The organism is Rhizobium sp. CB2179 (assembly GCF_057653455.1).
This window is the reverse complement of sequence record NZ_CM172781.1, coordinates 3,213,036-3,237,050: the sequence shown is the minus strand read 5'-3', so window position 1 is coordinate 3,237,050 and position 24,015 is coordinate 3,213,036. Positions and strand designations below refer to the sequence as shown.

The following is a 24,015-nucleotide window of genomic DNA, read 5'->3' as shown; positions in this document are numbered from 1 at the left end:
TCTGATTCCTCAGTTGATCAGCTTCAATCGAATGGCCTTAGCTACCAACTGGGTCCGGTTGACGCAATCGAGTTTTTTGATCGCGTTCGTCATATAGGCGTTCACCGTATGGTCCGAGAGCGTGAGGATCTGACCGATTTCGATCGAGGTCTTGCCCTGGGCAGTCCAACGAACAACTTCTAGTTCTCTGGTTGATAGCGCGTTATGCGCGCATTCCTCGTTACGTTTGACTGCATTGTATGCATCAAGTGCATGGAGAATGATCATTGCCAGCTCGTTGATCTCACTCTGGCCAAGTGCGGCGCGCTCGCCGCAGAACCAAAAGACCAGGCGCTGGCCGTCGGCTGCAATGGTCGGCATGGCAACGCCTGCCGGTATGGCATGGCGCAGCATCAGGGCACGAAGTTCGGCGGGGAAAGCCTGACCATTGGAGGCGTCGTTGAGGTGCCATGCCGGCGGCACAGCAGACTGCCTCAGCCTTACGCCGAAAGGGCAGCCGCGCATCATGTGGGCGCGGTCGAAATCCCTGACATAGGCGACAGGAAGCGAGCTCTCAATCAGCAGGGGTTTCAGGAGGAGGTCTTCGGGGGAGGGAGCGTGCATCAGCGTCGCATGCGACAATCCGAAGGCTGTGGAGACCCTGCCGAGCGCCTGCGCAAACAGGCTGCGCGTTCGTGCGGTCGCAAGCTCTGCCGAAAGCAATGACTGTCTTTCAGAGGTAGTCATGTAAGACATTTGTACGCCCCCGGCAGCCCCAATGTTACCGCTATCAAATACAGAAAATCTGCGGGATGCTAGCCCCAATTGACCTAACGCAAGCCGATTCATTCAAATTGTGAAAAATTAGCCACAGTAGCTCGCGCTTCGGTTGAGTTTCGAGTTGCAAACATAGCGTTGCGGTATCGTTGAGTTCCCTCATGGCGGCATCGCAACGGTCTCGCGCAGCCGGGCAGGGGAGAATCACTTGGGAGAGTTTCGGGGAAGAGCTCGGATCTCTCCGGCACCGGCGCAAAGGCGGTGGGGCGGCCTACCTGCAACGCTTGGCGGCGGCGCGGGTGATCTGCGCGAACACGGCCGCAGCGGGACGCCATCTCAGCCGGATTGCGATGAGAGAACAAAGATAAGAGGACCGCAGCAGGCGGCGAAATCCGGCTTGCTGGCAGTCAATCCACTTGCTAAGCCTATGCTCAGTACAACTGAGGCAATTTAATCGTGCGCTTTGCAGTTTCCTTTTTGGTGAAGTGTCTATTTTCCAGATTGTTACTTGTTTTTCTCCTTTTGACCTTGCCGATCGGAGCGGCAACCTCGCAGGCTGCCGAGGAAAAGAAGCCAGCGCCGCATCCCCCGATGAATTTCATCCTCGTGCGCAGTCTCCTCTGCCAGGAAAACTGTCCGGAATGGATATCGGCGGAGGGGCGGATAACGTCGGATACACCCGCGCGGCTCAGAAAGATCCTCAAGAAGATCGGCGGCCGTAAACTGCCTGTCGTTTTTCGTTCGGAAGGCGGCGACGTCGATGCCGCCTATGCGATGGGCCGGATGATCCGCAAGGCCGGGCTGGAAACGGCGGTCGGCGGCACGCGGCTCAAAGATTGCCCGGTTGGGGATACGCGCTGCCAAGCCGCTGTTGCCAAGGATGGTAGCGCGGTCGGTTATACCTATTCGTCCGGTGCATACTGCTTTTCTGCTTGTCCGCTGGCATTCGTCGGCGGTACGTCGCGTGTCTCGTCGCAATGGGCCTTGATCGGTGTCCACCAGATCACGACCGTCTACAACAAGGTGCGAGTTTCCTATCGCATCGAATACAAGATCGTGAACGGCAAGAAAAAGGAGATCTCCCGCAAGGAGGTCGGACGCAAGGTGGCGGGGCAGAGCAGTTCCACCAAACTTGGAAAGAAGGCTACTGCTGCCTTGACGGCCTATTTGAAGGAAATGGGCGTCAGCGAAGACGTGGTCGGTCTGATGATGAGCGCTACGCCTGACAACATCAATATCGTACCGGCTGCAGAGGCACTTCGAATAGGTCTCATTACGGACATGCTGTCCTACAATGAGTGGCCCGGCATGCCGCTCTGCGCGCCGGATGCAGCGGCCGAGGCTGTCTGTCACAGCCATCCGGCAGCCGAAGCGCCTGTGGCGGCTGAGGCGCCTGTATCTAAGACGCCGGTATCCGAGGCACCCGTACAGGAAGCGGCTGCAGAGACAAGCGAGAAACTGCCCAAAACCAGGCCGATGGACTTCCTCCTGATGTCCAATGGCAATTGCCAGGAAGAGTGCACGCAGTGGATTTCTGCGGACGGAGACATCACACCGGATACGCCGGCTCGGCTGAAGGCGATGTTGACGACGCTCGGCGAACGAAAGCTGCCGATCGTCCTTCAATCTAATGGCGGGGACACGGATGCGGCTTTCGTGATGGGGCGCATGATCCGCGCTGCAGGTCAGGAAACCTCGATTGGCAGAACGCAGTTGCCGAATTGTCCAAAGCTGGATCCACGTTGCAAAGCCAGCATCGCCAAAAGCGGACCGACCGAGGGCGAAGTCTTTGCCGGCCGTGCGTACTGTCTTTCGAGCTGCGCTCTTGTCCTGATGAGCGGAACGCCGCGGATGGTCGGATATTCGGCAATCGGCATCGTCAGGCCCACGACGGCTGAATATACGAGATTTTTAGCTTATTTCGACGAGATGGGCGTGAGCGCCGAGACATACGAGACGATGATGCCCGCTACTTCAACTGAGCGAGGAAGTATCATACTTCCTTCTGAGGCCCTCAAGCTTGGCATCATCAATGGTATCATCCCCTATGATGAAGAGCCCGGCTTGCATGTCTGTGGGCCGGAGGCGAAGGAAAGCCTTCGGTGCCCGAGAAAAGCTGAGGCAGAGATCGTTCCTGTTGCTGCTTCGGTCAATTGATCTCAGGACTCGAAAGAGCATAGCTCGGCGTTTTCGTCGGGCTGCTGCTTGTTGAAGCTCCGAAGGCGCCTCGTGACGCCTGTCAGTCCTTATCCTTCAGATCATTTTTCGACGTGACGCTCATCAGCTTCTCCAGGAAACCGAGCATGACGGCGGAGGCGACGAAGGCGAGGTGCATGAGGGTCAGCCACATGATCTTGCCGTCCGCATATTTGTCGGCATTGAGGAAGACCTGCAGCAGGTGGATGGAGGAGATGGCGACGATCGAGGAGGCGACCTTGATTTTCAAGCTGCCCGAATCGAGCTTGCCAAGGAAGGAGACCTCGTTGTCGGCCTCGCTGGCCTCGTCGAAGCGGCTGACGAAATTCTCGTAACCCGAGATCATCACCATGACGATCAGGCTGGCAACGAGGGCAGCGTCGATCAAACCGAGCATGGCAAGGATCATCTCCGCCTCGTCAAGCTCGAAGACGCCGGAGGCGATCTTCAGGAACTTGTAGGCGAAGGAAACGGCATAGACGGCGAGTGCTGCTACTAGGCCGATATAGAAGACGACGAGGATCCAGCGGCTCGACAGGATGATGCGCTCGATGATGAGTTCCAGTGATTTCATGTTTTCAGCCTGTTAAACCGCAATTGTCGTCCGCCACATAAACGCCCAGCGTGGCGGCCGCAAGGCGTGGGGCTATTCACACCCCGCCGATATTTCGTTATCTCGATGAAGAGAAAAATAACGGCTCCGCGCCCGCGGAGGTCGGACGGGGGAACATCCATGCCATCCATCAAATCCGATATCGAAATCGCACGCGCCGCGGCCAAAAAGCCGATCTTCGAAATCGGGGCGAAACTCGGCATTCCGGTCGAGCAGCTCGTTCCCTATGGTCATGACAAAGCGAAGGTCAGCGCCGAGTTCATTGCTGCGCAAGCAGGCAAGAAGGATGGCAAGCTGATCCTCGTCACCGCGATCAACCCGACGCCGGCGGGCGAGGGCAAGACGACCACCACCGTCGGGCTCGGCGACGGGCTGAACCGGATCGGCAAGAAAGCCGTTGTCTGCATCCGCGAGGCCTCGCTCGGCCCCTGCTTCGGCGTCAAGGGCGGGGCGGCCGGCGGCGGTTATGCACAGGTCGTGCCGATGGAAGACATCAACCTGCATTTCACCGGCGATTTCCATGCGATCACATCGGCGCACAATCTGCTGGCGGCGATGATCGACAACCACATCTACTGGGGCAACGAAGAGAATATCGACATCCGCCGCATCACTTGGCGGCGGGTCATGGACATGAACGACCGGGCGCTCAGAAGCATGGTCTCATCGCTCGGCGGCGTCGCCAACGGTTTCCCGCGCCAGGGCGGGTTCGACATCACCGTCGCCTCCGAGGTGATGGCGATCCTCTGCCTTGCCACCGACCTCAAGGATCTGGAGCGGCGGCTTGGCGACATCATCATCGGCTATCGTTTCGACAGGACGGCGGTGCAAGCGCGAGACCTGAAAGCCGACGGCGCAATGGCGGTGCTGTTGAAAGATGCGATGCAGCCGAACCTCGTGCAGACGCTAGAGAACAATCCGGCCTTCGTGCATGGCGGCCCCTTCGCCAACATCGCCCATGGCTGCAACTCGGTGACGGCGACGAAGACGGCGCTGAAGCTTGGCGACTATGTGGTGACCGAAGCGGGCTTCGGCGCCGATCTCGGGGCCGAGAAATTCTTCGACATCAAGTGCCGCAAGGCCGGGCTGAAGCCGGATGCGGCGGTGATCGTCGCGACCGTCCGGGCGCTGAAGATGAATGGCGGGGTGAAGAAGGAAGATCTCGGCACGGAGGATGTCGAGGCGCTGAAGAAGGGCTGCGCCAATCTTGGCCGGCACGTTGCCAATGTGCGTCGTTTCCGGGTGCCCGTCGTCGTGGCGATCAACCATTTCGTCTCGGATACCGACGCCGAGATCGCGGCAGTCAAGGAATTTGTCTCGAGGCTTGGCGCCGAGGCGATCCTCTGCAGCCACTGGGCGCTGGGTTCGGCCGGCATCGAGGAACTGGCGCACAAGGTGGTGGAACTGGCCGAATCCGGGCAGGCGAAATTCCAGCCGCTCTATGGCGACGACATTTCGCTGTTCGAGAAGATCGAGATCGTCGCCTCGAAGATCTACCATGCCGGTGAAGTGACGGCCGACAAGGCGGTGCGCGACCAGTTGCAGACATGGGAGGAGCAAGGTTACGGCAAGCTGCCGATCTGCATGGCGAAGACGCAATATTCGTTCTCCACCGATCCGAACCTGCGCGGCGCGCCGGAAGGCCACATCGTCACCGTGCGAGAGGTGCGGCTTTCGGCGGGAGCGGGCTTCGTCGTCGCCATCACCGGCGAGATCATGACGATGCCGGGCCTGCCGAAATCACCGTCGGCGGAACGGATTTTCCTGAACGACCAGGGCTATATCGAGGGGTTGTTTTAGAGCCGGCTTCAGAAGCTCTTCGGCCATCGTTGAGATGTATGCAAGATGGTTAGAATTTCAATTTCGTTTTCTCTAGCGCGACATGCGACAATATAGGGAATGTCGCTCAGCACCACTTCCCTTGTTCCCGCGACGCGACTGACTTTTCCCACCAACGGATAATCCGGCATCGTCTCCACGAGGGATTGGATACGGACGATGACCCTCGCTGCGGCACCTTGATGGTGACGGGCGATGTAAGCGCCGATATGATCAAGGCGGGCAAGCGCTCTGCGGGTCCATTTGATGCGCAGGCTCATTTTCCAGAAGGGCTGCCAATATATTTTGACAGGACTGTAGCGACATCCTCATCGGAGGCGAAGTCGCTTTGGTCGGCTTCGCGAACGGCAGCCTCGATCTCCGAGAGTTGCCATTCCTCCCGTTCGATGAATTCTTCGATCGCCACGGCTGCGATCTCGGCCGACGAAAGCTTTCGCCTTTCGGCCAGGCGATCCAGACGGGAAACTGTGGAGTCTTTCATCTGGAAGCTCAACAAGGTCATGGTAGGCACTCCGCCGGTTCTTCGTGCCGAAGTTTAGTGGTTGGATGACCCGATTCAAGCGGGAATCGCAACTCTTTGAAGTGACTAATGGCAATAACGATAGCCACCCTTCCTCTCGATGACGTCTAGATGGAAATGGGTTTCGTGGGCGGCGTCGCTTTCCGGATCGAGGACGGTGGTGAAGTAGAGGCAGCCGGCGGCGCTGACGGTGCGCTGGAAGGCGCCGGTCAGCGTCGAATCCTCGCGACGGGAGCGGACGGCGACATCTTCACCCTTTTCGAAATGGAAGCTCGCAATATCGATGGCGTTGCCGCGGGCATGCTCGGAGATCTTGCCGGTTCCGGCACTGTTACGCAGGCGGCACATATAGGACGTTGCCTGGTTGACGGTGGTGATGCGGCCCTGCTCCGGTAGGGCGGCGGAAGCCGCCGGGATGACGCTGTCCTTCATCCAGCGAGCAAGGGCAAGCGCTGCCGGACAGCGAATCGTCGCCTCCGGCTTCAGCTTGATGCCGGGCAGGGCTTCAGAGACGATGATCGGCTTGTCGATGCCGCAGCCGTTACCGTCATCGATGCGCGGCGTGTCCTTGAAGACGACGCCCAGGGACTGAAGGGCGGCCGTGCATTCGGCATGCTCGGCATCGCTTTCCGGTTCGATCGTCAGGTGTTGCTCTTCAAGTGTCTGCTCGCCGGGCGGCTTACCTTCTTCCGTCGGCGGCTGTGAGCTTTCGGGGCTGCCCGGCGGCCGCGGCGGACCTTGCATCGGTTCTGTCGGCCCGGGCTCTGACGGTGCGGCCTGCGGCGCTGGCGGGCTCGATGCCGGTGCCTCCGGGTCCTTGACGTCGGGTTTCGGCTGAGGGGCCGGGACCTCTCCGGGCGCGGGCGGTTCCGTCTTTTCCGAGGAAGGGGAGGTGGGGCTGGTCGGCTGTCCGGCATCTGGCCGAGGTTCGGGCATCGGGCCTTGCGGGGGCAGGCGAGCGCCGGCAAGAAAGGCGGTAGCGGCGAAAAGGATCGCCAATGTCGAAAGTTTTCTCAACGCGTCCGATTCCTCGTATCCGTGGCTGAAGACAACGCATGAGGGCGTTTTTCGTTGCAATTGTGCAACGTCATTGAAGATCGCTAAAACTTGATATATTTATTCAACATAAAACGATGACTTATGTTGACAATGCTGCTCATGTTTTTTATGCGGCGAAAAGAAGGCGGAATTTTACTTCGTCTTCATCCGTAAAAGCCCAGCCAGCCCCTCGAGCGTTCGACGCGCCACGACCAGCCAGCCCGGTAATCATCATGAGAGGGTAGGTTATGATCGTCCGGCATTGGCGCTCGGTTCTATTGGTCTGCACGGCAGCCACAGTTGTTCTTCCTGTTTCGCAGTCTTTCGCGCAAAGCGCTCCGGCAACAGCGCCGCAAGCCGCGACGGAGGAAAGCACCGTCCTGCAGAAGATCGTCGTCAAGGGCAAACGCGTGGCGCCGGGCAGCGTCGCCGATACGCCGCTTGCCACCGAAATCACCGCCAAGCAGCTCGAAGAAAAGCAGGTCACCAATTTTGACGATATCGGCCGCAGCGTCGATGCAGGCGTGAATTATTCGCGTGGTGACGCAGGCTTCAACCTGCGTGGCCTTTCCGGCGCTCGCATCCTGACCACCATCGACGGCATTCCGATCCCGTATATTTCGAACAGCTCGCGCCAGGGTGCCTTTGCGCCGGCCAACGCCAACGGCGGCGGCGACACCTTCGATTTCGATTCACTGTCCTCGCTCGATATCGTGCGCGGGGCAGATTCGAGCAAGGGCGGTTCCGGCATGCTCGGCGGCGCCATCGTTCTCAATACGCTGGAGCCGGAGGATCTTATTCCCGAAGGCCGGGATTGGGGTGCGATCGTCAAGTCGACCTATGACAGCGAAGACCGCAGCATTTCCGGCTCGGCCGCCGCTGCCAAGAAGATCGGCAACACGTCGATCCTCTTTCAGGGCGGCTACCGCAAGGGCCATGAACGCGACAATATGGGCGACAATGACAGCTACGGTGCTCTTCGCACCGAGGCGAATCCGGCTGATTTCGATCAGAACAACCTGCTCTTCAAACTACGCCAGGAGCTGGAAGGCGGCCATCGCATCGGCTTGACAGCGGAACGATTCCGCCGCGATCTTAAGACCGACCTGCGCCAACTCCAGGGAGGCACCAGTCCTCGCAACTTCATGATCGACAATTATGACGGTCGCGAACTGCGTGACCGCGATCGCGTATCGCTCGATTATGATTATGAAGCGCAGTCCTCCGACGCGTTCTTCAGCAGTGCGCGTGCCACGCTCTATTGGCTGGATTTGAAGAAGGAAGCCGGCAGCAGGGGCCGTACGACCGCCAATGTAGCCTATGGACGTAACAACGAGATTGAAAACGAAACCTGGGGCTTCAGTGGCACGGCAACGAAGGATTTCGAATATTCCGGTCTCAGCCACTCCGTTCGGGTAGGCCTCGACGTCGGCGTTTCGAGCTGGAGCCAGTATAGCTGGGCACTTTGCCCGACATCGACGACCTGCCCGTCGCTGAACAATCAGGCGGAAGTGCCCAATGTCGACAGCCAGAATCTTGGGCTTGTTGTCGAAGACAAGATCGAGATCGGCAATACCGGCTTCGCGCTGACGCCCGGCTTCCGCTTTGACTGGTTCAACTACAATCCCTCGACCGGCGGGAGTTTCGCAAGCAATACCGGGCTTGCCCGTTTCGGGGACCTGAACGACCGAACGGAAGCCGGCCTGTCACCGAAGATTCTTGCGACATACGAGCTGACGCCTGACGTGCAGCTCTACATGCAGCTGGCAGTTGGCTTCCGCGCACCCACCGTGGACGAACTCTACAGCCGCTTCTACAATCCGACGGGCCGCTATGCCCAGCTCGGCAATCCCGATCTGGAACCCGAAATCGGCCGCGGCGTCGAAATCGGCGCTAACTTTGACACGGGCGATTTTACCGGTCGGGTCGCGGCCTTCCACACCCGCTACCAGAACTTTATTGAGACGGTGACGAGCGTCGACGCGACCGGCTTTACGGAATTCAACTACACGAACGTGTCTGCGGCCACGATCTCCGGTATTGAAGCCAGCGCCGCTAAGACATTCAATAACGGCATAAATCTGCATGCGTCACTTGCCTATGCATATGGCAGAAATGAAGAAACCACTCAGCGCCTACGCTCGGTGGCACCGTTCAAGGCGATCGTCGGCGGCGGCTGGAGCAACGAGACTTTCGGCTTCGACCTTTCCTCGACGCTGTCGGCCGGCATGCTCACCGACCATCTCGATACCCCCGTCAGCAACACCAACGACACGACCTTCGATGCGCCCGGCTACGCAATCGTCGACCTGACCGGCTGGTGGACGCCGGAACAGGTGCCGGGTCTGCGCGTGCAGGCAGGCGTCTACAACATCTTCGACCAGGAATATTTCAATGCGCTTGGCGTGCGCGAGGTCAACCTCAGCTCGGCGACGGCGTCACAGCCGCGCGATTGGTATTCCGAGCCGGGCCGCACATTCAAGGTGTCGCTCACGAAGACCTTCTGATGCCAGTTGAGCCTTCAAGGCTGGGGAGGGGCGGCTTTCGGGCCGCCCTTTTTCAATCCTGCATTCGCCTCTTGCGCAATCGCTGATCTCAGGCTAACAATTTTTCATGATCAAGTCCTTGAACATTGCTGTTTGGTGGTGGGTTCGCTAAGGCGGCCTCGACCAATCGTGTCCAAAGACGACGAGTGAGCCGCCCGAAACTTCGAGGCGGCTTTTTTTGTTTTATGGCCGCCTGTCGTCCGGGCCCCGATAACGGAGTGGAACAATGGTAACGATCCTGCGGGATGATGGTGCGGAAATCTACGAGACCAAGGGCGGCATTACGGTCACGCGGCAGCGGCGGGCGATCCCCTACGGCGATGCGGTCTCTTCCTATGTCGACAAGCTCGACGAGCGCCGCGGCGCGGTGTTTTCGTCGAACTACGAATATCCCGGCCGCTATACGCGCTGGGATACCGCCGTCGTCGATCCGCCGCTCGGAATCTCTTCCTTCGGGCGCGACGTCTGGATCGAGGCCTATAATGAACGCGGCGAGGTGATCCTCGGCTTCGTGATCGAGCGGCTGAAGACCGTGTCCGACATCGTGCTCGGCGCTTCCTCGGCCCGCCGCCTCGACCTCACCGTCAAGACGCCGGACCGGGTGTTCACCGAGGAAGAACGCTCGAAGATGCCGACGGTCTTCACCGTGCTGCGCGCCGTCACCGACCTATTTTATTCGCAGGCGGATGCAAGCCTCGGGTTCTACGGCGCCTTCGGATACGACATCGCCTTCCAGTTCGACGCGATTAATCTGAAGCTGACGCGGCCCTCCGATCAGCGTGACATGGTGCTCTACCTGCCGGACGAGATCCTCGTCGTCGACAACTATTCCGCCAAGGCCTGGGTCGACCGTTACGACTTCGAAAAAGGCGGCGTGTCGACCGAGGGCAAGGCCCAGGATATCGCCGCGGAGCCCTTCAAACACACGGATGCCATTCCGCCGAAGAGCGATCACCGACCGGGCGAATATGCCGAGCTCGTCACCAAGGCGAAGGAAAGTTTCCGCAAGGGCGACCTTTTCGAAGTCGTGCCCGGGCAGAAATTCATGGAGCGCTGCGATAGCAAGCCGTCCGACATTTCAAAGCGGCTGAAGGCGATCAATCCGTCGCCCTATTCCTTCTTCATCAATCTCGGCCATCAGGAATATCTGGTCGGCGCCTCGCCTGAAATGTTCGTGCGCGTTTCCGGCCGTCGCATAGAGACCTGCCCGATTTCGGGCACGATCAAGCGCGGCGACGACCCGATCGCCGACAGCGAGCAGATCCTGAAGCTGTTGAATTCCAAGAAGGACGAGTCCGAGCTCACCATGTGCTCGGATGTCGACCGCAACGACAAAAGCCGCGTCTGCGAGCCGGGTTCGGTCAAGGTGATCGGCCGCCGGCAGATCGAGATGTATTCGCGCCTTATCCACACGGTCGACCATATCGAAGGGCGGCTGCGCGACGACATGGACGCTTTCGACGGTTTCCTCAGCCACGCCTGGGCCGTCACCGTCACCGGCGCCCCGAAGCTCTGGGCGATGCGCTTCATCGAGAGCCATGAAAAAAGTCCACGCGCCTGGTATGGTGGGGCGATCGGCATGGTCGGCTTCAACGGCGACATGAACACCGGCCTGACGCTGCGCACCGTGCGCATCAAGGATGGTATCGCCGAGGTGCGCGCCGGTGCGACGCTGCTCAACGATTCCATTCCTGACGAAGAAGAAGCCGAAACAGAACTGAAGGCCTCTGCCATGCTTTCCGCCATCCGAGACGCCAAGACGGGCAATTCCGGCAGGGTTCAGCGCGACGTCGCAAGCGTCGGCAAGGGCGTCAGCATCCTGCTCGTCGATCACGAGGACAGCTTCGTCCACACGCTCGCCAATTATTTCCGCCAGACGGGGGCGACGGTTTCGACCGTGCGCACGCCGGTGCCGGAGGAAATCTTCGACAGGCTGAACCCGGACCTCGTCGTGTTGTCGCCCGGACCCGGAACGCCCAAGGATTTCGATTGCAAGGCGACGATCAAGAAGGCGCGGGCGCGCAACCTGCCGATCTTCGGTGTCTGCCTCGGCCTGCAGGCGCTCGCCGAAGCCTATGGCGGGGAGTTGCGTCATCTGGCGGTGCCGATGCACGGCAAGCCCTCGCGCATCCGCGTGCTGGAGCCGGGCATCGTCTTCTCCGGCCTTGCCAAGGAGGTGACGGTCGGCCGCTACCACTCGATCTTCGCCGATCCTTCGACGCTGCCGCGCGAGTTCATCATCACGGCGGAAAGCGACGACGGCACGATCATGGGTATCGAACACGCGAAGGAACCGATCGCCGCGGTGCAGTTCCATCCAGAATCCATCATGACGCTCGGTGGCGATGCCGGGATGCGGATGATCGAAAATGTCGTGGCGCATCTGGCGCGCAAGGTGAAGACGAAGGCTGCCTGAGGATTTCGACGGTTATTCGGCCTGCTCTTTCCCCCGACTGCGGGGAGGGGCAGGCCGTTTTCGAAAGGCCGGTTGACTTCTTCAGGCAAATCAGAACATTTCAGGAACGATCAATCGGGATATTCGACGTGGCCAATGCTGAAAAGTTCATCGTTCTTCCCTATCGCAAGAACCGCGGCAATCTCGTCCCCGGTGAAATGCGCCAGGCATCGAACTCCGTCAGCGCGGAGAAAATTGCCTCGGCGATGTCGGAGCGTTTTGTCGGCGTGGCGGCCTATGCGGTGATCGTCGATGAAGAAACCGGAGATATGTCGTCGCCGCGATTGCTTGCACGATATGGCGAGATTGCCGATCTCAACGCCGCCTGAGGCGCGGTTTTCAGCATGGAGACATCGCTCTACCTGCCGGTCAAAGCTTTCCTGGAGGCGGCGGGTTATGTCGTGAAGGGTGAGGTCGGCGGGTGCGATCTCGTTGGCTTGAGCGATGCCGAGCCGCCGGTCGTGGTGGTCTGCGAACTCAAGCTCTCCTTCAACCTCGAGCTTGTTCTCCAGGCGGTCGATCGCGCGGCGATGAGCGATGAGGTCTGGATCGCGGCCCGCGTCTCCGCCAAGGGTCGGGGGCGGGAGACCGACAAACGCTATCGCGATCTCTGCCGGCGGCTCGGTATCGGCATGCTCGGCGTCTCCGATAGCGGCGAGGTCAGCGTTATCGTCAGTTCCGTTTCGCCGATGCCGCGCACCAATCCCAAGCGGCGGACGCGCCTCGTCAAGGAGCATCAGCGCCGCCGCGGCGATCCCGCCATCGGCGGCAGCACGCGGGCGCCGATCATGACCGCCTATCGCCAGCAGGTGCTGCTCTGCGCCGCCGCAATCGAGCGTGGGGTCGGGCGGCCGCGCGATATGAAGGCTCAGGTGCCCAATGCCGGCCGCATCCTGCTCGACAACGTCTACGGATGGTTCGAGCGCAAGGAGAAGGGCGTTTATGCGCTGACGCCTGCAGGGCAGGCCGCGCTCTTGCGCTGGCCGCAAATTGTTCTCGCCGACCCCGCTCCTTGAGTCGCGCGGAAGGGAGTCTCATTGCCCTTTGACAAATCCGCCGTCTTCCCCCATATCACCATCAACTGAACCGCCTGCGCGACATTCGCGTGGGCGGTTTTGCGTTTCAACGGCTTGAAAGCTGCAATTCATTCGCAACCGCAGGGGAACGATATGAGTGACAACGGCGATCTTACGGTTCGCAAGTTGGCGATGTGGGGGATTCCGCTGTCGCTCGGCGTCATGGGGCTGAAGATGGTGGCCTGGTGGGTCACCGGGTCGGTGGCGCTGCTGTCGGACGGGCTCGAATCATCGGTCAACGTCGTCGCAGCCTTCATCGCATTCTTCGTCATTCGCTATGCGCAAAAGCCGGCCGATCACGACCATCCTTTCGGCCATCATAAGGCGGAATATCTGTCAGCGGTTACCGAGGGCGCGCTGATCGTCGTCGCTGCCCTGCTGATCGTCAACGAGGCGGTTGGTTATCTCGCCGAGCCACGCATGCTGGATGCACCCGTGCTCGGCCTTGCGATCAACTTCGCGGCCGGTGTCATCAATGCGATCTGGGCGCGCTTGCTGATCAGAACCGGACGCAGACATCGCTCGCCAGCGCTGACGGCGGATGGGCAGCATATCATGTCCGATGTCGTAACCTCTGTCGGCGTGCTCATTGGCCTGCTGCTGGCGCTGGCGACGGGGTATGCGATCTTCGACCCGGTGCTCGCCATCCTCGTTGCCGTCAACATCCTCTATCAGGGCTGGAAGGTGATCTCGCAATCGATCGGCGGGCTGATGGACCAGGCGGTCGAGCCGCAGGAGGAGGAGGCGATCAAACAGGCGATCGCTGCCCACGCGGAGGGCTCGATCGGCGTGCACGACCTGAAAACGCGCCGCGCGGGCACCGTCACCTTCATCGATTTTCACATGGTGGTGCCCGGCGGGATGTCGGTGCGGCAGGCGCATGATATATGCGACCGCCTTGAGGATGCCATCAGGGCGGTGCACCAGGGCGCCACGATCGCAATTCATGTGGAGCCGGAGGGCGAGAAGGCTCACGGCATCCGCGTCAAAGTCGTCAAGGAGGCATGATGCCGAATACAGATGTTTCCAGCCTGTCGATGCTGGGTCAGCAAACCGAAACCGCGCAGTCGCCGGAGGAGGCGGTGCTTGAAAAAGTGCCGTCCAACCATGCCGGCACCGACTATGTCGTGCGCTTCACCGCGCCGGAATTCACCTCGCTCTGCCCGATGACCGGGCAGCCGGATTTCGCCCATATCGTCATCGATTACATTCCGGGCGAATGGCTGGTGGAATCGAAGTCGCTGAAGCTCTTCCTGCATTCCTTCCGCAATCACGGCGCTTTCCACGAAGATTGTTCGGTCTACATCGCCAAGCGCATCGTCGAACTGCTTGATCCCAGGTGGCTCAGGATCGGCGCCTACTGGTATCCGCGCGGCGGTATTCCGATCGACGTCTTCTGGCAGACGGGCAAGCCGCCGGAAGGCGTCTGGCTGCCGGAGCAGGGCGTTGCCACCTATCGCGGCCGTGGGTGAGCAGCGGTCGGGCAAAGCCCGACCAATCGATCCAGTGAATCGATTGCAGCGGCGAACGCCCTGAGCCTAGAGCGAAGGGCCGGGCAACGGTGCGGCAATCGCTATCCGTCTCCGGCCGCTACACCTCAAACATCCGTAACGTTGTCGCCGGACGAGTCGTCGATGGAATCGTCGCCGTCGTCGTAATCGGCCTGCTGCAGGTCGGCCCTGTTGTCCTTGTCATCGGCCGTGTTGTCCGCGGCCTGGCGGGTGTCGTCATTGCCGTAATAATTGTTGATGACGGTTTCTTCGGTCGGCGCGCTGGCATTGCCGAAGGGATTGGCGCCGAAGGGCGAGCCCCAGCCGAGCGAGGACATGTGGTTGCCGAAGATGCCGCTCAGCGAGTTGGCAAGCAGCATGCCGCCGGCGACACCTGCCGCCGTGCCGAGCGCGCCATGCAGGAAGCTGCCGCCGGCAGACGGCGCAGAGGCCTGCTGGGTCCAGGGGCCGGTCGGCTGTTGCGGCGGCTGGCGGACATCGCGTTCGTAGCCGCGGGAATCGTCATAGCCGCGGGACTGCTGGCCCAAGGGACCGGGATTGGAGGGGCCAGGATTGGAGGGGACTGGCGCCGGTTGCTGCGTCTGGGTGTTGCCGAAGATCGAGCTCAGAAAGCCGCCGCCCTGCTCGGCCTGACGGTGTTCGCTCTCGCCGGCTTCCAACTGGCGGACACGCTCTTCGAGTTCCTTGATGTGGTTGGCGGCTGCCTCAAGCCCCTTTTCCTGAACGATGACGGCCTGGGCCAGGTAATAGGTGGCGGAGGGTTGTTCGCGCGTCGCCTGGTCGATCAGGGCCTCGGCGTCGCGGTCGCGCGGTGTGGCCGCGGCGGTGCGTACGCGGTCGAAGAGGGCGGTCAGCAATTGGCGTTCTTCGGGTGACATGTCCTGTCTCCTAATGATCTAGAGCGCCGCGCGTCGGACGCGCTAAGGACGCTCTATCAATTTAAAACTGCGCATAATCCTTTCCGACAATCGATTCCGATTTCGGGGTTATGCGCTGGCGGCGTTTGCCGCGTGAGGTTGAGGTAGGAACCGATTCAGGCTTTTCAAAGCCTTTCGCCGTTACAATTCAGTAAGGCTTGCAGAACGGCGCGCGGCTTCTTAAGGATATCTCCATCGCTTCGGTGCCTTGTGTTTTTCTCGCATTGTTTTAGGCATTGAGTCGCACTATGTGCGAGGAACCCGAATTCATCTCCAAGAGGTTCGAATGAACGACGAAGACCAGGACGACAAGACGAAGGAACTGCCGCTCGGCAAGGAAACGGAGGCGAATCTTTTCAAGTCGCGTTCGATCTTCATCTACGGACCGATCAATCAGGAATTGGCGCAGAAGGTCTGCTCGCAGCTTGTGGCACTTGCCGCGGCCAGCGACGAGGACATCCGCATCTATGTCAATTCGCCCGGTGGCCACGTCGAATCCGGCGATTCCATTCATGACATGATCAAGTTCATCAAGCCGAAGGTCTGGATGATCGGCACCGGTTGGGTCGCCTCCGCTGGCGCGCTGATCTATGTCGCCACTCCGAAGGAGCGGCGCCTGTGCCTGCCGAACACGCGCTTCCTGCTGCATCAGCCCTCCGGCGGCACGCGCGGCATGGCATCCGACATCGAAATCCAGGCGCGCGAGATCATCAAGATGAACGAGCGCTTGAACAGGATCATGGCAGCGGCCACCGGCCAGCCGCTCGACAAGATCGACAAGGATACGGATCGCGACTACTGGCTTTCGGCCGAAGAGGCGAAGGAGTATGGCCTCGTTTCACGGATCGTGACGTCGCAGGCCGATATCTAAGTTTTCTCAGCCAAAGCTGCCAAGAACCCGCCCTTGCCTGCCGATCGCAGGTGAGGGCGTTTTGTTTTCGGCCAGAGCCTTTCCTGGTCAGAATGCTGCAATCTGGCCAGGAAAGGCTTTAGTGCTTGAACGGAGATGATCTCCTAGCGGCAAGGTCTGAACGGAAAGCACTGAATCCAGACTTGCGCCTGCGGCAACCATCATGCTCCATGCGGCATTCGCGCAGCTCGAGTCCCGCCATGCTCAAAGATTTTTCCGTCCAAGCCCTGTTCATGGGGCTGCTGACCGCCTTCGTCGGTTCCGCCAGTTCCTTCGCCGTTGTACTGCACGGGCTGCAGGCGGTCGGCGCCACGGATGTACAGGCGGCTTCCGGGCTGATGGCATTGTCGATTTCCATGGGCGTCTGCGCGATCGTGCTGAGTGCCGTGACCAGATTGCCGGTCAGCATCGCCTGGTCGACACCGGGTGCCGCACTGCTGGCAAGCACCGGGGCGATCGAGGGCGGCTTCAATGCGGCGGTCGGGGCATTCCTGATCTGTGCTGCGCTGATTATCCTTGCGGGACTGTTCAAGCCGCTCGGGCGAGCGGTTGCCGCCATTCCGGCACCACTCGCCAATGCAATGCTCGCCGGCGTGCTGATCGGCCTCTGCTTCGCGCCGGTAAAGGCGATCGGCTTCAATCCGCTGTTCGGCCTGCCGATCGTCGTCGCTTGGATCGTCGTCGGCGCCTTCAAGCGGCTTTGGGCGGTGCCGGCAGCACTCGCGGCCTTCGTGCTGGTGCTCGCCTTCGGCGTCGATATCCCTGACGGTGCGCTCGGCTCGCTGGAACAATCACTGGTGCCAACGGCGGAAATCGTCCGACCGGTGTTCAATCTTGCCGGCCTCATCTCGATCGCGCTGCCGCTCTTCATCGTCACCATGGCCTCGCAGAACATTCCGGGTATCGCGGTGCTGAAGGTCAACCATTACGATCCGAAGCCCGGCCCGCTCTTTGCCGTCACCGGCTTCTTCTCGCTGCTGTCGGCGCCGTTCGGCGGCCACGCCGTTAATCTGGCGGCCATCACCGCGGCGATGTGCGCAGGACAGGACGCCCATGCCGATCCGAAGCGGCGCTATTGGGCGTCACTCATCGCCGGTGTCGGCTATATCATTCTCGGGCTGCTCGCCGGCGCGGTGACGGCCTTCGTCGCCCTTGCGCCTTCCATCCTGATCGAGGCGGTGGCCGGCCTGGCGCTGGTCGGCGCCTTCTCGTCCTCGGCAATGTCGGCCTTCCAGGCGCCGGACTCACGTGAGGCGGCGGCAATCACCTTCCTCGTCACCGCCTCCGGCGTTTCCTTCGGCGGTATTTCCGGCGCCTTCTGGGGCCTGCTCGCGGGTGGGCTGATGCTGGCGCTGTCGCGGCTGGTGAGGCTTTGGAAAGACCGAGCTCAGGCGAGGTAACGGAAGGTCGTTCTGCCCTTCAAATGCCGGATCCTGGCGCTTTCAAGCAACTCCGCCGGCAATAGATGGGCAGTTGGTCGAATGTTGGCGGCGATCAAAAGCCGGGCAAGGACTTGCCAGCTCTACCGTCCGAGGCTATAAGCGCGCTCATGAAGACCACTGGCGCCAGAATTTCTGACACGATTGCACGCGGCCGCATTGCCCTGCGTGACAATACGCGCGCCCTGACCTCGCTTCTTCTCCTCGGCCTTACGCGCGGTTGTCGGGTCCTTTGAGGAGCGCCCGGCGGCCGAAAGCCCGCCCGGCCATCGCTCCTCGCGACTCACTTTCAAAATTGACCTAACGACCGACAAGGTCCGCATTTGTTTATCGCCAAGCCCGACGTGATCGGCTAAGAGCGGGCAAATGCCGGGACGAGGAGACGATACGATGGACGCGAAGACGCAATCCTCCGAGAATAAAGCGGCCTCAAAGAGCGGAACGAATTCCGCAAAAGGCATGCCCGATGCCGCGGCAAAATACCGGGCCTATCCGCAGGTGAACATTCCCGACCGCACATGGCCGACGAAGACCATTACCAAGGCACCGGTCTGGTGCTCGGTCGACCTGCGCGACGGCAACCAGGCACTCGTCGACCCGATGGGCCACGATCGCAAGGCGCGCATGTTCCAGCTGTTGATCGAGATGGGCTTCAAGGAAATCGAGATCGGTTTCCCCTCGGCTTCACAGACCGATTTCGACTTCGCTCGCTGGTGCGTGGAGGAGGGCAATGTGCCCGACGACGTCTCCCTGCAGGTATTGGTGCAGTGCCGCCCGGAACTCATCACCCGCACCTTCGAAGCGCTGGAAGGCGCAAACCGGCCGATCGTGCATTTCTACAACTCCACCAGCGAGTTGCAGCGCCGCGTCGTCTTCGCCAAGGATGTGCAGGGCATCAAGCAGATCGCCGTCGATGCCGCCAAGATGATCACCGATATGGCCACGAAGGCCGGCGGCGGTTATCGTTTCGAATATTCCCCGGAAAGCTTTACCGGCACGGAACTCGATGTGGCGCTGGAGATCTGCAACGCCGTCATCGAGGTCGTCAAGCCGACGCCCGATAACAAGCTGATCATCAACCTGCCGTCCACCGTCGAGATGGCGACGCCGAACGTCTATGCCGACCAGATCGAATGGATGTGCCGCAACCTCGACAATCGCGAGAACCTGATCGTTTCGCTGCATCCGCATAACGACCGCGGCACCGGCATTGCCGCTGCCGAACTGGCACTGCTGGCAGGTGCCGACCGCGTCGAAGGCACGCTGTTCGGCAATGGCGAGCGTACCGGCAATGTCGACATGGTGACGATGGCGCTGAACATGTTCACGCAAGGCGTCGATCCCGAGATCGACTGCTCGAATATCGAACGCATCAAGGAAGTGTTCGAATATTCGAACCAGATGGCGATCGGCGAGCGCCATCCTTACGTCGGAGAATTGGTCTACACCGCCTTCTCCGGCTCGCATCAGGACGCGATCAACAAGGGTATGAAGGCAGCGCAGGTCGCCAATCATCCGATGTGGGAAGTCCCATACCTGCCGATCGACCCGCGCGATGTCGGTCGTTCCTACGAGGCGATCATCCGCATCAACTCTCAGTCTGGCAAGGGCGGTATCGCCTATATCCTGCAGCAGGATTACGGGCTGAACCTGCCGCGCAACCTGCAAGTGGAATTCCGCGAGGACATCCAGCGCATCACCGACGTCGAGGGCAAAGAGCTTCCGTCCCGGCGCATCTACGACCGCTTCATCGAGCGCTACGTGACGCAGCCGGAAGGCCGCCTGCGCTTCGTCGACCATCACACCTATCCCGACACCGAGCACAAGGGCCAGCGGATCGTCGCAGCCGAGATCACCGACAATGGGGAGATCAAGCGCATCGAAGGGCGCGGCAACGGTCCGATCGACGGCTTCATCAATGCGCTGTCGCATTATCTCGGCGTCGACATGTCGGTCGAGGACTATTCCGAGCATTCGCTCCAGCATGGCTCGAACGCAGCGGCGATCTCCTATGTCGAGATCTCCTATCCCGGCGGCAAGCTCTTCGGCGCCGGCATCAATACCAACATCGTCGCGGCGTCGCTGGAAGCGATCGTTTCGGCCGCCAACCGCGTCCTCGACGTGAAGGCCGGCAAAGCCTAATCGGCCTTTGTCGGTTAGGTCTCAGGCCGAGACCGCTCTACTGCATAATTCCTTAAATCGGAATCGATTTAAGGATAAAATTATGTAGCAATTCAAAGTGTTACAGCGCCTTATGCGCGTCTGAAAAGACGCGCGGCGCTGTAGCGCGGCGCGGCCTGACGATGCAGTCGGCGATATCGGCGGCTTCGTTTCGCGCCTCGGCATGGCGCTGACCCCATTGGCAGAGCGCCAGCAGCACCGGTTCGAGGCCGAGGCCGAGTTCGGTCGCGCTGTATTCGACGCGGACGGGGACTTCAGCGAAGATCTGGCGGGCGACCAGCCCGTGCTCCTCCATCTCGCGCAGTTGCTGGATCAGCACCTTCTGGGTAATGGCGGGCATCATCCGTTTCAGCTCCGACAGACGCTTCGGGCCGGAGAAGACGTAATAGAGGATGACCGGCTTCCAGCGCCCCGAGATCACCTTCAGCGCGCGTTCGACGGGCAGCTCGGGGAGTCTTTTCATCGGCTCAGCCATGGTCACCTCCTGGTGGGTAGGGCACGAAAGAGTGTGTATTTTCATCTGATGTTCTATTGCTAAACCTGCCCCACGCCAATCAGACGTGAGGTTCACCTGCCATGAAAGCCCTCCAATTCAATCGCTTCGGTCCGCCAGATGTCCTCGAGCTCGTGGAACTGCCGGTCCCCGAGCCGGGACCGGACGAGGTGCTTGTCCGCGTCCACGCGGCGGGCGTCAACTTCTTCGAGGTGTTGATGCGGGCCGACCGCTATGCCGTGACGCCCGACCTGCCGATGTTTCCCGGTGTCGAGGTCGCGGGTACGATCGAGCGAGCAGGGCCTGGTGCCGACCGCTCGCTCATTGGTACGCGCGTTGCCGTTCCTCTCTTTGCGATGGGGCGCGGTTCGGGCGGTTATGCCGAGTTCGTTGCGGTCGATGGCGGGGCGGTGGTGCAACTGCCCGGTGCGGTTTCTTTCGAGGCGGCCGCCGCGCTGATGGTGCAGGGGTTGACGGCGCTGCACCTCCTACGCCGCAGTCCAGTGAAAGGCAAAAACGTTCTCGTCAATGCGGCAGCCGGCGGTGTCGGTTCGCTCCTCCTGCAGCTGGCGAGGCGCGACGGGACGAAGATGGTGATCGCGGCGGCGAGCAGTGACGAGAAGAGGGCGCTTTCCCTGTCGCTTGGCGCCGATCATGCGGTCGATTATACGGCGCCCGGCTGGCAGGAGGATGTCAAGAGGGTGACCGGAGGGCCCGGCGCGGATGTCATCTATGAAACCGTCGGCGGCGCGTTTTCAAGGGCGGCGCTCGATGCGCTGGCGCCTTGCGGGGAACTGGTGCTGGCGGCGATGGGGCGGTTCGGGCTCGGGGCCGCAGATGTCGAGGGCATGCTTGATCACAACCAGTCGATCAAGGGATTTTCGTTGTTGGCGCTGCTGACGCCTCAGGGGGTGCGTGAGGATCTTGCAGCGCTCTTCGAGCTTGCCGCGACGGGCGCCCTGACGGTTATCGACGGCGGTCGTTTCCCACTGCATCAAGCGGCGGAAGCGCATCGCGCCATCGAAGATCGGCGGGCGGTCGGCAAGGTGGTGCTGGTGCCTTAGAGCCTTTCCGGGTTAGATTGAAGCATTCTGTTGGCTCAAACGGAGTCGGATGGTCGACCGGCCGGCGCGCGTCGTAGCCCAGCTCTACGGCCAAGCCGGGCGGTCGATCAGCCGGCCCGTTTCAGCCAACCCGAAGGGCCGGGCATCTTTCCGCCAGGACAAAGGCGATCGGCTCGGACGTACCCTGGGGTATGCCCGTCGCCAATCGCCTTTGTCCTGACGAAAACCTGCTCCGGCAGAATGCTTCAATCTAACCCGGAAAGGCTCTAAATCAACGTGACGCACGATGTCGGGCGATACTGCTCGGCATCATGCTCCGGCAATCAGATCGCGGTGGCGATCTCCATGGCGAGCTGGCCGAGCGTTGCTTCGGCGGAGGGGCCGGCGAGTACGTAGGAGGTGCCGGCATTGTGCCAGGTCACGAGGCCGATCTCGTCCTTGATCGTTTCCTTGAAATCGTCGGTCTCCGGCGGCTGCGCGTCCTTGCGGAAGCAAATGGAGATGATGTCGCCATCGGCATTCGAATAGACGAGCTGTCCGACGGGGCGGCTGTCGCCGAGGATGACGCGCGCGCCCTGGAAGGTCCAGGCTTCGGCGCTCAGATCCGGCACGCGGAAGGGGACGCCGATTGCGGTCGTCAGCCAGCTGGAGATTTCCTCGGCCTGCGAGGCGGGCACTTCGACGAGATGACGGGGCTGGCGGATCAGCAAGCGCTGATAGGCGGTGACGTCGCCCAGCCAGTCGCTGGTATTGACCGGTGCCGTATTGGTGGTAGCCGTGGTGGCAATCTCGTCGGCATCCGGGGCTGTGCCGACGAAATAGCCGATGCCGCAGCCGACGACAAAGAGGATGAGGGCGGCGGCCAGTGCCTGCGGGCCGCTCGGCGCCAGTTTCACTTGCGGGCGCGTGGCGCGCTGGGCGATCGGCGTCTTCGGCGGCTGTGTGCTCTTGATAGAGCGGACCAGGGCAAGCGGGACCGGCTCCTTCAGGATATCGTCGAGGCGGCGGCGGCCGAAATCGGCGCCGTGGCGCAGCTTCTCATGCAGCCGGCGCGCATTCTCGTCGCTTGCCAAGCGCTGCTCCAGTTCGTGCCGCTGTTCGGGCGAGACTTCGCCGTCGAGAAGGGCGGTGAGCTGGGCTTCGAGCGGCAGTTTCCTAAGATCGAGCAAATTCAGAACCTGTGGATCGGGTGGGTGCCGGCAAGCTCGGCGAAATGCAGCCTTGCGGTGGCGAGCTGCGAGACGACGTTTGCCACCGGAATACCCATGATGTCGGCCGCCTGCTGGTAGCTGTGGCCTTCGACGTCGACGAGCAAGAACATGCTGGAAACACCATCCGGCATATCGGAAATCATGTGATGGATGGTGTCGGGATCGACCGCTGCCGAACGTTCGCGCGCGGCCTCGCGAATATCGGTGACGTTGCCGCGGACGGAAGCCTTCGGCTTGCGTTTGCGGTTGTCGTCGGTCCATTGCTGGCGGGCAAGCGTGTAGATCCAGCTTTCCAGCCGGCCTTCGCCGCTCCATTGATGACCCTTGGCGATGGCGCGCTGACAGACGGCCTGAACGAGTTCATCGGCCACGGCAACCTCACCCGCGAGCGTGATCGCGAAGCGGCGAAGGCGGGGCAGGAGGCCGACGAGATCACGCCGGAGATCGATGGTCGTTGCGGGCTGACGCATTGTTTATCCAAGAAGCATTCACAATGGTTTCGCGGACGAAGGGTTCGCCGTCGGGCGCGAAACCGACTTTATCGACGCCGTCGATGCATGAGCTTTATGAAACAAGTCTCCTGCACTTCGCAAGCATCCGGTCGTCTTCATCCCTCTTTCCCAAGGGATTTTCGTATTCTGGCCCGCAAAGCTTGCGTCAATATGTCTTGTAGCCGTTCAAGCTTTGCAGCAGGGCGCGATAGGCCCAGGTGCCTTCGCCGCCGCGATCACGGATTTCGACAAGCTGGACGCGGGCGCCCTGAATATCTCCCTGTTCCACCAGCGCCATGCCCATATAAGAGCGGGCGAGGATATAATTCTCATCCGCCTGCAGCGCCTTGCGGTAGTAGGACATGCCGAGCTCCATGCGGCCGGCCTTGCGGTTAGCGTAGCCGAGATAGTTCAGGATGCGCGGGTCGTTCTGGTTGCGAGCGAGATTGAGCACGGTGATGGCGTTGTCATACTGGCCGGCATAGGCAAACTCGCGAGCGAACTTATAAAGATCGTCGTCGTTGAAGCTGCTCTTCTTCGGGTTGACACATTCCTTCTTGGCCTTGTCCCAGACCTTGCCGCCGGTGCAGGTCTTGGTCGTCTGGGTCTTCGGCGGCGGATTGGTGTCGTCATTGTTGTCGCCGACCGCGAAAGCGGCCGTGGCGATGCCGAAGGCAAAGCCGGCGGCGAGCGAAAGTCTGGACAGGTGACGGAAAGAAGAAGTCATCGGCGCGCTCCGTTCTCAGGCAATGCAGTTGC

General features: G+C 60.9%; 23 protein-coding genes. 12 read left to right on the top strand and 11 right to left on the bottom strand.

All coding sequences use genetic code 11. The features are described from left to right. Positions 1-9: 9 nt before the first annotated feature. A complete protein-coding gene (locus tag AC244Q_RS16210) occupies positions 10-735 on the bottom strand; it encodes a helix-turn-helix transcriptional regulator (RefSeq protein ID WP_113548245.1) in 726 nt (241 codons plus the stop codon). A gap of 452 nt (positions 736-1,187) precedes the next feature. Then, a complete protein-coding gene (locus AC244Q_RS16205) occupies positions 1,188-1,358 on the bottom strand; it encodes a hypothetical protein (RefSeq protein WP_245460608.1) in 171 nt (56 codons plus the stop codon). Positions 1,359-1,539: 181 nt separating this feature from the next. Between AC244Q_RS16205 and AC244Q_RS16200 the strand changes: the two genes are divergently transcribed. Next, positions 1,540-2,913, top strand: coding sequence for a hypothetical protein (locus AC244Q_RS16200; protein WP_244432226.1), 1,374 nt, complete (start codon positions 1,540-1,542; stop codon positions 2,911-2,913). An 82-nt stretch (positions 2,914-2,995) separates the two neighbouring features. Here the strand turns inward: AC244Q_RS16200 and AC244Q_RS16195 are convergent, their stop codons facing one another. Continuing rightward, on the bottom strand, positions 2,996-3,526 hold the full coding sequence (locus AC244Q_RS16195; protein WP_012758496.1) for a TIGR00645 family protein: 531 nt from the start codon (positions 3,524-3,526) through the stop codon (positions 2,996-2,998). Positions 3,527-3,685: 159 nt separating this feature from the next. Between AC244Q_RS16195 and AC244Q_RS16190 the strand changes: the two genes are divergently transcribed. Continuing rightward, on the top strand, positions 3,686-5,365 hold the full coding sequence (locus AC244Q_RS16190) for a formate--tetrahydrofolate ligase (protein WP_113548243.1): 1,680 nt from the start codon (positions 3,686-3,688) through the stop codon (positions 5,363-5,365). 8 nt (positions 5,366-5,373) lie between these two features. On the opposite strand, the gene AC244Q_RS16185 is transcribed toward AC244Q_RS16190, so the two are convergent. From AC244Q_RS16185 to AC244Q_RS16175, 3 genes are all read right to left on the bottom strand, one after another. Next, positions 5,374-5,664, bottom strand: coding sequence for a type II toxin-antitoxin system RelE/ParE family toxin (locus AC244Q_RS16185; RefSeq protein WP_113548242.1), 291 nt, complete (start codon positions 5,662-5,664; stop codon positions 5,374-5,376). After that, positions 5,661-5,906 (bottom strand): CopG family ribbon-helix-helix protein, encoded by a 246-nt coding sequence (locus AC244Q_RS16180; RefSeq protein WP_017994843.1) that lies wholly within the window; start codon positions 5,904-5,906, stop codon positions 5,661-5,663. Before AC244Q_RS16180 ends, AC244Q_RS16185 begins: the two co-directional genes overlap by 4 nt. 84 nt (positions 5,907-5,990) lie before the next feature. Then, positions 5,991-7,001 (bottom strand): extensin-like domain-containing protein, encoded by a 1,011-nt coding sequence (locus tag AC244Q_RS16175; protein ID WP_017994842.1) that lies wholly within the window; start codon positions 6,999-7,001, stop codon positions 5,991-5,993. 209 nt (positions 7,002-7,210) lie between these two features. Here AC244Q_RS16175 and AC244Q_RS16170 point away from each other — a divergent pair, with 209 nt between their 5' ends. The 6 genes from AC244Q_RS16170 to queF all read left to right on the top strand — a co-directional run bounded on the left by AC244Q_RS16170 (position 7,211) and on the right by queF (position 14,511). Beyond that, positions 7,211-9,469, top strand: a complete 2,259-nt coding sequence (locus AC244Q_RS16170) for a TonB-dependent hemoglobin/transferrin/lactoferrin family receptor (RefSeq protein WP_113548241.1) — start codon at positions 7,211-7,213, stop codon at positions 9,467-9,469. 265 nt (positions 9,470-9,734) lie between these two features. Continuing rightward, positions 9,735-11,924, top strand: a complete 2,190-nt coding sequence (locus AC244Q_RS16165) for an anthranilate synthase (RefSeq protein WP_128407442.1) — start codon at positions 9,735-9,737, stop codon at positions 11,922-11,924. A gap of 128 nt (positions 11,925-12,052) precedes the next feature. Continuing rightward, positions 12,053-12,292: a hypothetical protein gene (locus AC244Q_RS16160; RefSeq protein WP_003541831.1), complete on the top strand. Its 240-nt coding sequence runs from the start codon at positions 12,053-12,055 to the stop codon at positions 12,290-12,292. Between the two features lie 15 nt (positions 12,293-12,307). Continuing rightward, positions 12,308-12,979 carry a DUF2161 domain-containing phosphodiesterase gene (locus tag AC244Q_RS16155; RefSeq protein WP_012758489.1) on the top strand — a complete coding sequence of 224 codons (672 nt, stop codon included), beginning with the start codon at positions 12,308-12,310 and terminating at the stop codon, positions 12,977-12,979. 153 nt (positions 12,980-13,132) lie between these two features. Continuing rightward, positions 13,133-14,047: a CDF family cation efflux transporter EmfA gene (gene emfA / locus AC244Q_RS16150; protein ID WP_113548239.1), complete on the top strand. Its 915-nt coding sequence runs from the start codon at positions 13,133-13,135 to the stop codon at positions 14,045-14,047. After that, on the top strand, positions 14,047-14,511 hold the full coding sequence (gene queF, locus AC244Q_RS16145; protein WP_012758487.1) for a preQ(1) synthase: 465 nt from the start codon (positions 14,047-14,049) through the stop codon (positions 14,509-14,511). Before emfA ends, queF begins: the two co-directional genes overlap by 1 nt. 125 nt (positions 14,512-14,636) lie before the next feature. On the opposite strand, the gene AC244Q_RS16140 is transcribed toward queF, so the two are convergent. Then, positions 14,637-15,428: a DUF2076 domain-containing protein gene (locus AC244Q_RS16140; RefSeq protein ID WP_128408277.1), complete on the bottom strand. Its 792-nt coding sequence runs from the start codon at positions 15,426-15,428 to the stop codon at positions 14,637-14,639. Positions 15,429-15,753: 325 nt separating this feature from the next. Between AC244Q_RS16140 and AC244Q_RS16135 the strand changes: the two genes are divergently transcribed. The 3 genes from AC244Q_RS16135 to leuA all read left to right on the top strand — a co-directional run bounded on the left by AC244Q_RS16135 (position 15,754) and on the right by leuA (position 19,958). Continuing rightward, complete coding sequence (locus AC244Q_RS16135) at positions 15,754-16,338, top strand: ATP-dependent Clp protease proteolytic subunit (protein ID WP_003561390.1); 585 nt, start codon at positions 15,754-15,756, stop codon at positions 16,336-16,338. Between the two features lie 209 nt (positions 16,339-16,547). Then, entirely contained in the window at positions 16,548-17,777 is a 1,230-nt protein-coding gene (locus AC244Q_RS16130) for a benzoate/H(+) symporter BenE family transporter (RefSeq protein ID WP_128405971.1), read from the top strand. A gap of 429 nt (positions 17,778-18,206) precedes the next feature. Continuing rightward, positions 18,207-19,958, top strand: coding sequence for a 2-isopropylmalate synthase (leuA, locus tag AC244Q_RS16125; RefSeq protein WP_113548237.1), 1,752 nt, complete (start codon positions 18,207-18,209; stop codon positions 19,956-19,958). 100 nt (positions 19,959-20,058) lie between these two features. Here leuA and AC244Q_RS16120 read toward each other — a convergent pair whose 3' ends face one another. Further along, a complete protein-coding gene (locus AC244Q_RS16120) occupies positions 20,059-20,568 on the bottom strand; it encodes a winged helix-turn-helix transcriptional regulator (protein WP_206641043.1) in 510 nt (169 codons plus the stop codon). Between the two features lie 5 nt (positions 20,569-20,573). Between AC244Q_RS16120 and AC244Q_RS16115 the strand changes: the two genes are divergently transcribed. Continuing rightward, on the top strand, positions 20,574-21,554 hold the full coding sequence (locus AC244Q_RS16115; RefSeq protein ID WP_128405969.1) for a quinone oxidoreductase family protein: 981 nt from the start codon (positions 20,574-20,576) through the stop codon (positions 21,552-21,554). Positions 21,555-21,877: 323 nt separating this feature from the next. Here AC244Q_RS16115 and AC244Q_RS16110 read toward each other — a convergent pair whose 3' ends face one another. The 3 genes from AC244Q_RS16110 to AC244Q_RS16100 form a co-directional block, all read right to left on the bottom strand. After that, positions 21,878-22,723: an anti-sigma factor family protein gene (locus tag AC244Q_RS16110; RefSeq protein WP_012758481.1), complete on the bottom strand. Its 846-nt coding sequence runs from the start codon at positions 22,721-22,723 to the stop codon at positions 21,878-21,880. Positions 22,724-22,725: 2 nt separating this feature from the next. Next, entirely contained in the window at positions 22,726-23,235 is a 510-nt protein-coding gene (locus AC244Q_RS16105; protein ID WP_012758480.1) for an RNA polymerase sigma factor, read from the bottom strand. 187 nt (positions 23,236-23,422) lie between these two features. Next, positions 23,423-23,983 (bottom strand): tetratricopeptide repeat protein, encoded by a 561-nt coding sequence (locus AC244Q_RS16100; RefSeq protein WP_003561379.1) that lies wholly within the window; start codon positions 23,981-23,983, stop codon positions 23,423-23,425. Between the last annotated feature and the right edge of the window lie 32 nt (positions 23,984-24,015).

What these genes read in the sequence shown, in the direction of transcription:
- AC244Q_RS16210 (WP_113548245.1), bottom strand. Translation starts at nt 735, where the DNA reads ATGTCTTACATGACTACCTCTGAAAGACAGTCATTGCTTTCGGCAGAG.
- AC244Q_RS16205 (WP_245460608.1), bottom strand. Translation starts at nt 1,358, where the DNA reads ATGAAATTCATCGGGGGATGCGGCGCTGGCTTCTTTTCCTCGGCAGCC.
- AC244Q_RS16200 (WP_244432226.1), top strand. Translation starts at nt 1,540, where the DNA reads ATGATCCGCAAGGCCGGGCTGGAAACGGCGGTCGGCGGCACGCGGCTC.
- AC244Q_RS16195 (WP_012758496.1), bottom strand. Translation starts at nt 3,526, where the DNA reads ATGAAATCACTGGAACTCATCATCGAGCGCATCATCCTGTCGAGCCGC.
- AC244Q_RS16190 (WP_113548243.1), top strand. Translation starts at nt 3,686, where the DNA reads ATGCCATCCATCAAATCCGATATCGAAATCGCACGCGCCGCGGCCAAA.
- AC244Q_RS16185 (WP_113548242.1), bottom strand. Translation starts at nt 5,664, where the DNA reads ATGAGCCTGCGCATCAAATGGACCCGCAGAGCGCTTGCCCGCCTTGAT.
- AC244Q_RS16180 (WP_017994843.1), bottom strand. Translation starts at nt 5,906, where the DNA reads ATGACCTTGTTGAGCTTCCAGATGAAAGACTCCACAGTTTCCCGTCTG.
- AC244Q_RS16170 (WP_113548241.1), top strand. Translation starts at nt 7,211, where the DNA reads ATGATCGTCCGGCATTGGCGCTCGGTTCTATTGGTCTGCACGGCAGCC.
- AC244Q_RS16165 (WP_128407442.1), top strand. Translation starts at nt 9,735, where the DNA reads ATGGTAACGATCCTGCGGGATGATGGTGCGGAAATCTACGAGACCAAG.
- AC244Q_RS16155 (WP_012758489.1), top strand. Translation starts at nt 12,308, where the DNA reads ATGGAGACATCGCTCTACCTGCCGGTCAAAGCTTTCCTGGAGGCGGCG.
- emfA (WP_113548239.1), top strand. Translation starts at nt 13,133, where the DNA reads ATGAGTGACAACGGCGATCTTACGGTTCGCAAGTTGGCGATGTGGGGG.
- queF (WP_012758487.1), top strand. Translation starts at nt 14,047, where the DNA reads ATGCCGAATACAGATGTTTCCAGCCTGTCGATGCTGGGTCAGCAAACC.
- AC244Q_RS16140 (WP_128408277.1), bottom strand. Translation starts at nt 15,428, where the DNA reads ATGTCACCCGAAGAACGCCAATTGCTGACCGCCCTCTTCGACCGCGTA.
- AC244Q_RS16135 (WP_003561390.1), top strand. Translation starts at nt 15,754, where the DNA reads ATGAACGACGAAGACCAGGACGACAAGACGAAGGAACTGCCGCTCGGC.
- AC244Q_RS16130 (WP_128405971.1), top strand. Translation starts at nt 16,548, where the DNA reads ATGCGGCATTCGCGCAGCTCGAGTCCCGCCATGCTCAAAGATTTTTCC.
- leuA (WP_113548237.1), top strand. Translation starts at nt 18,207, where the DNA reads ATGGACGCGAAGACGCAATCCTCCGAGAATAAAGCGGCCTCAAAGAGC.
- AC244Q_RS16115 (WP_128405969.1), top strand. Translation starts at nt 20,574, where the DNA reads ATGAAAGCCCTCCAATTCAATCGCTTCGGTCCGCCAGATGTCCTCGAG.
- AC244Q_RS16105 (WP_012758480.1), bottom strand. Translation starts at nt 23,235, where the DNA reads ATGCGTCAGCCCGCAACGACCATCGATCTCCGGCGTGATCTCGTCGGC.
- AC244Q_RS16100 (WP_003561379.1), bottom strand. Translation starts at nt 23,983, where the DNA reads ATGACTTCTTCTTTCCGTCACCTGTCCAGACTTTCGCTCGCCGCCGGC.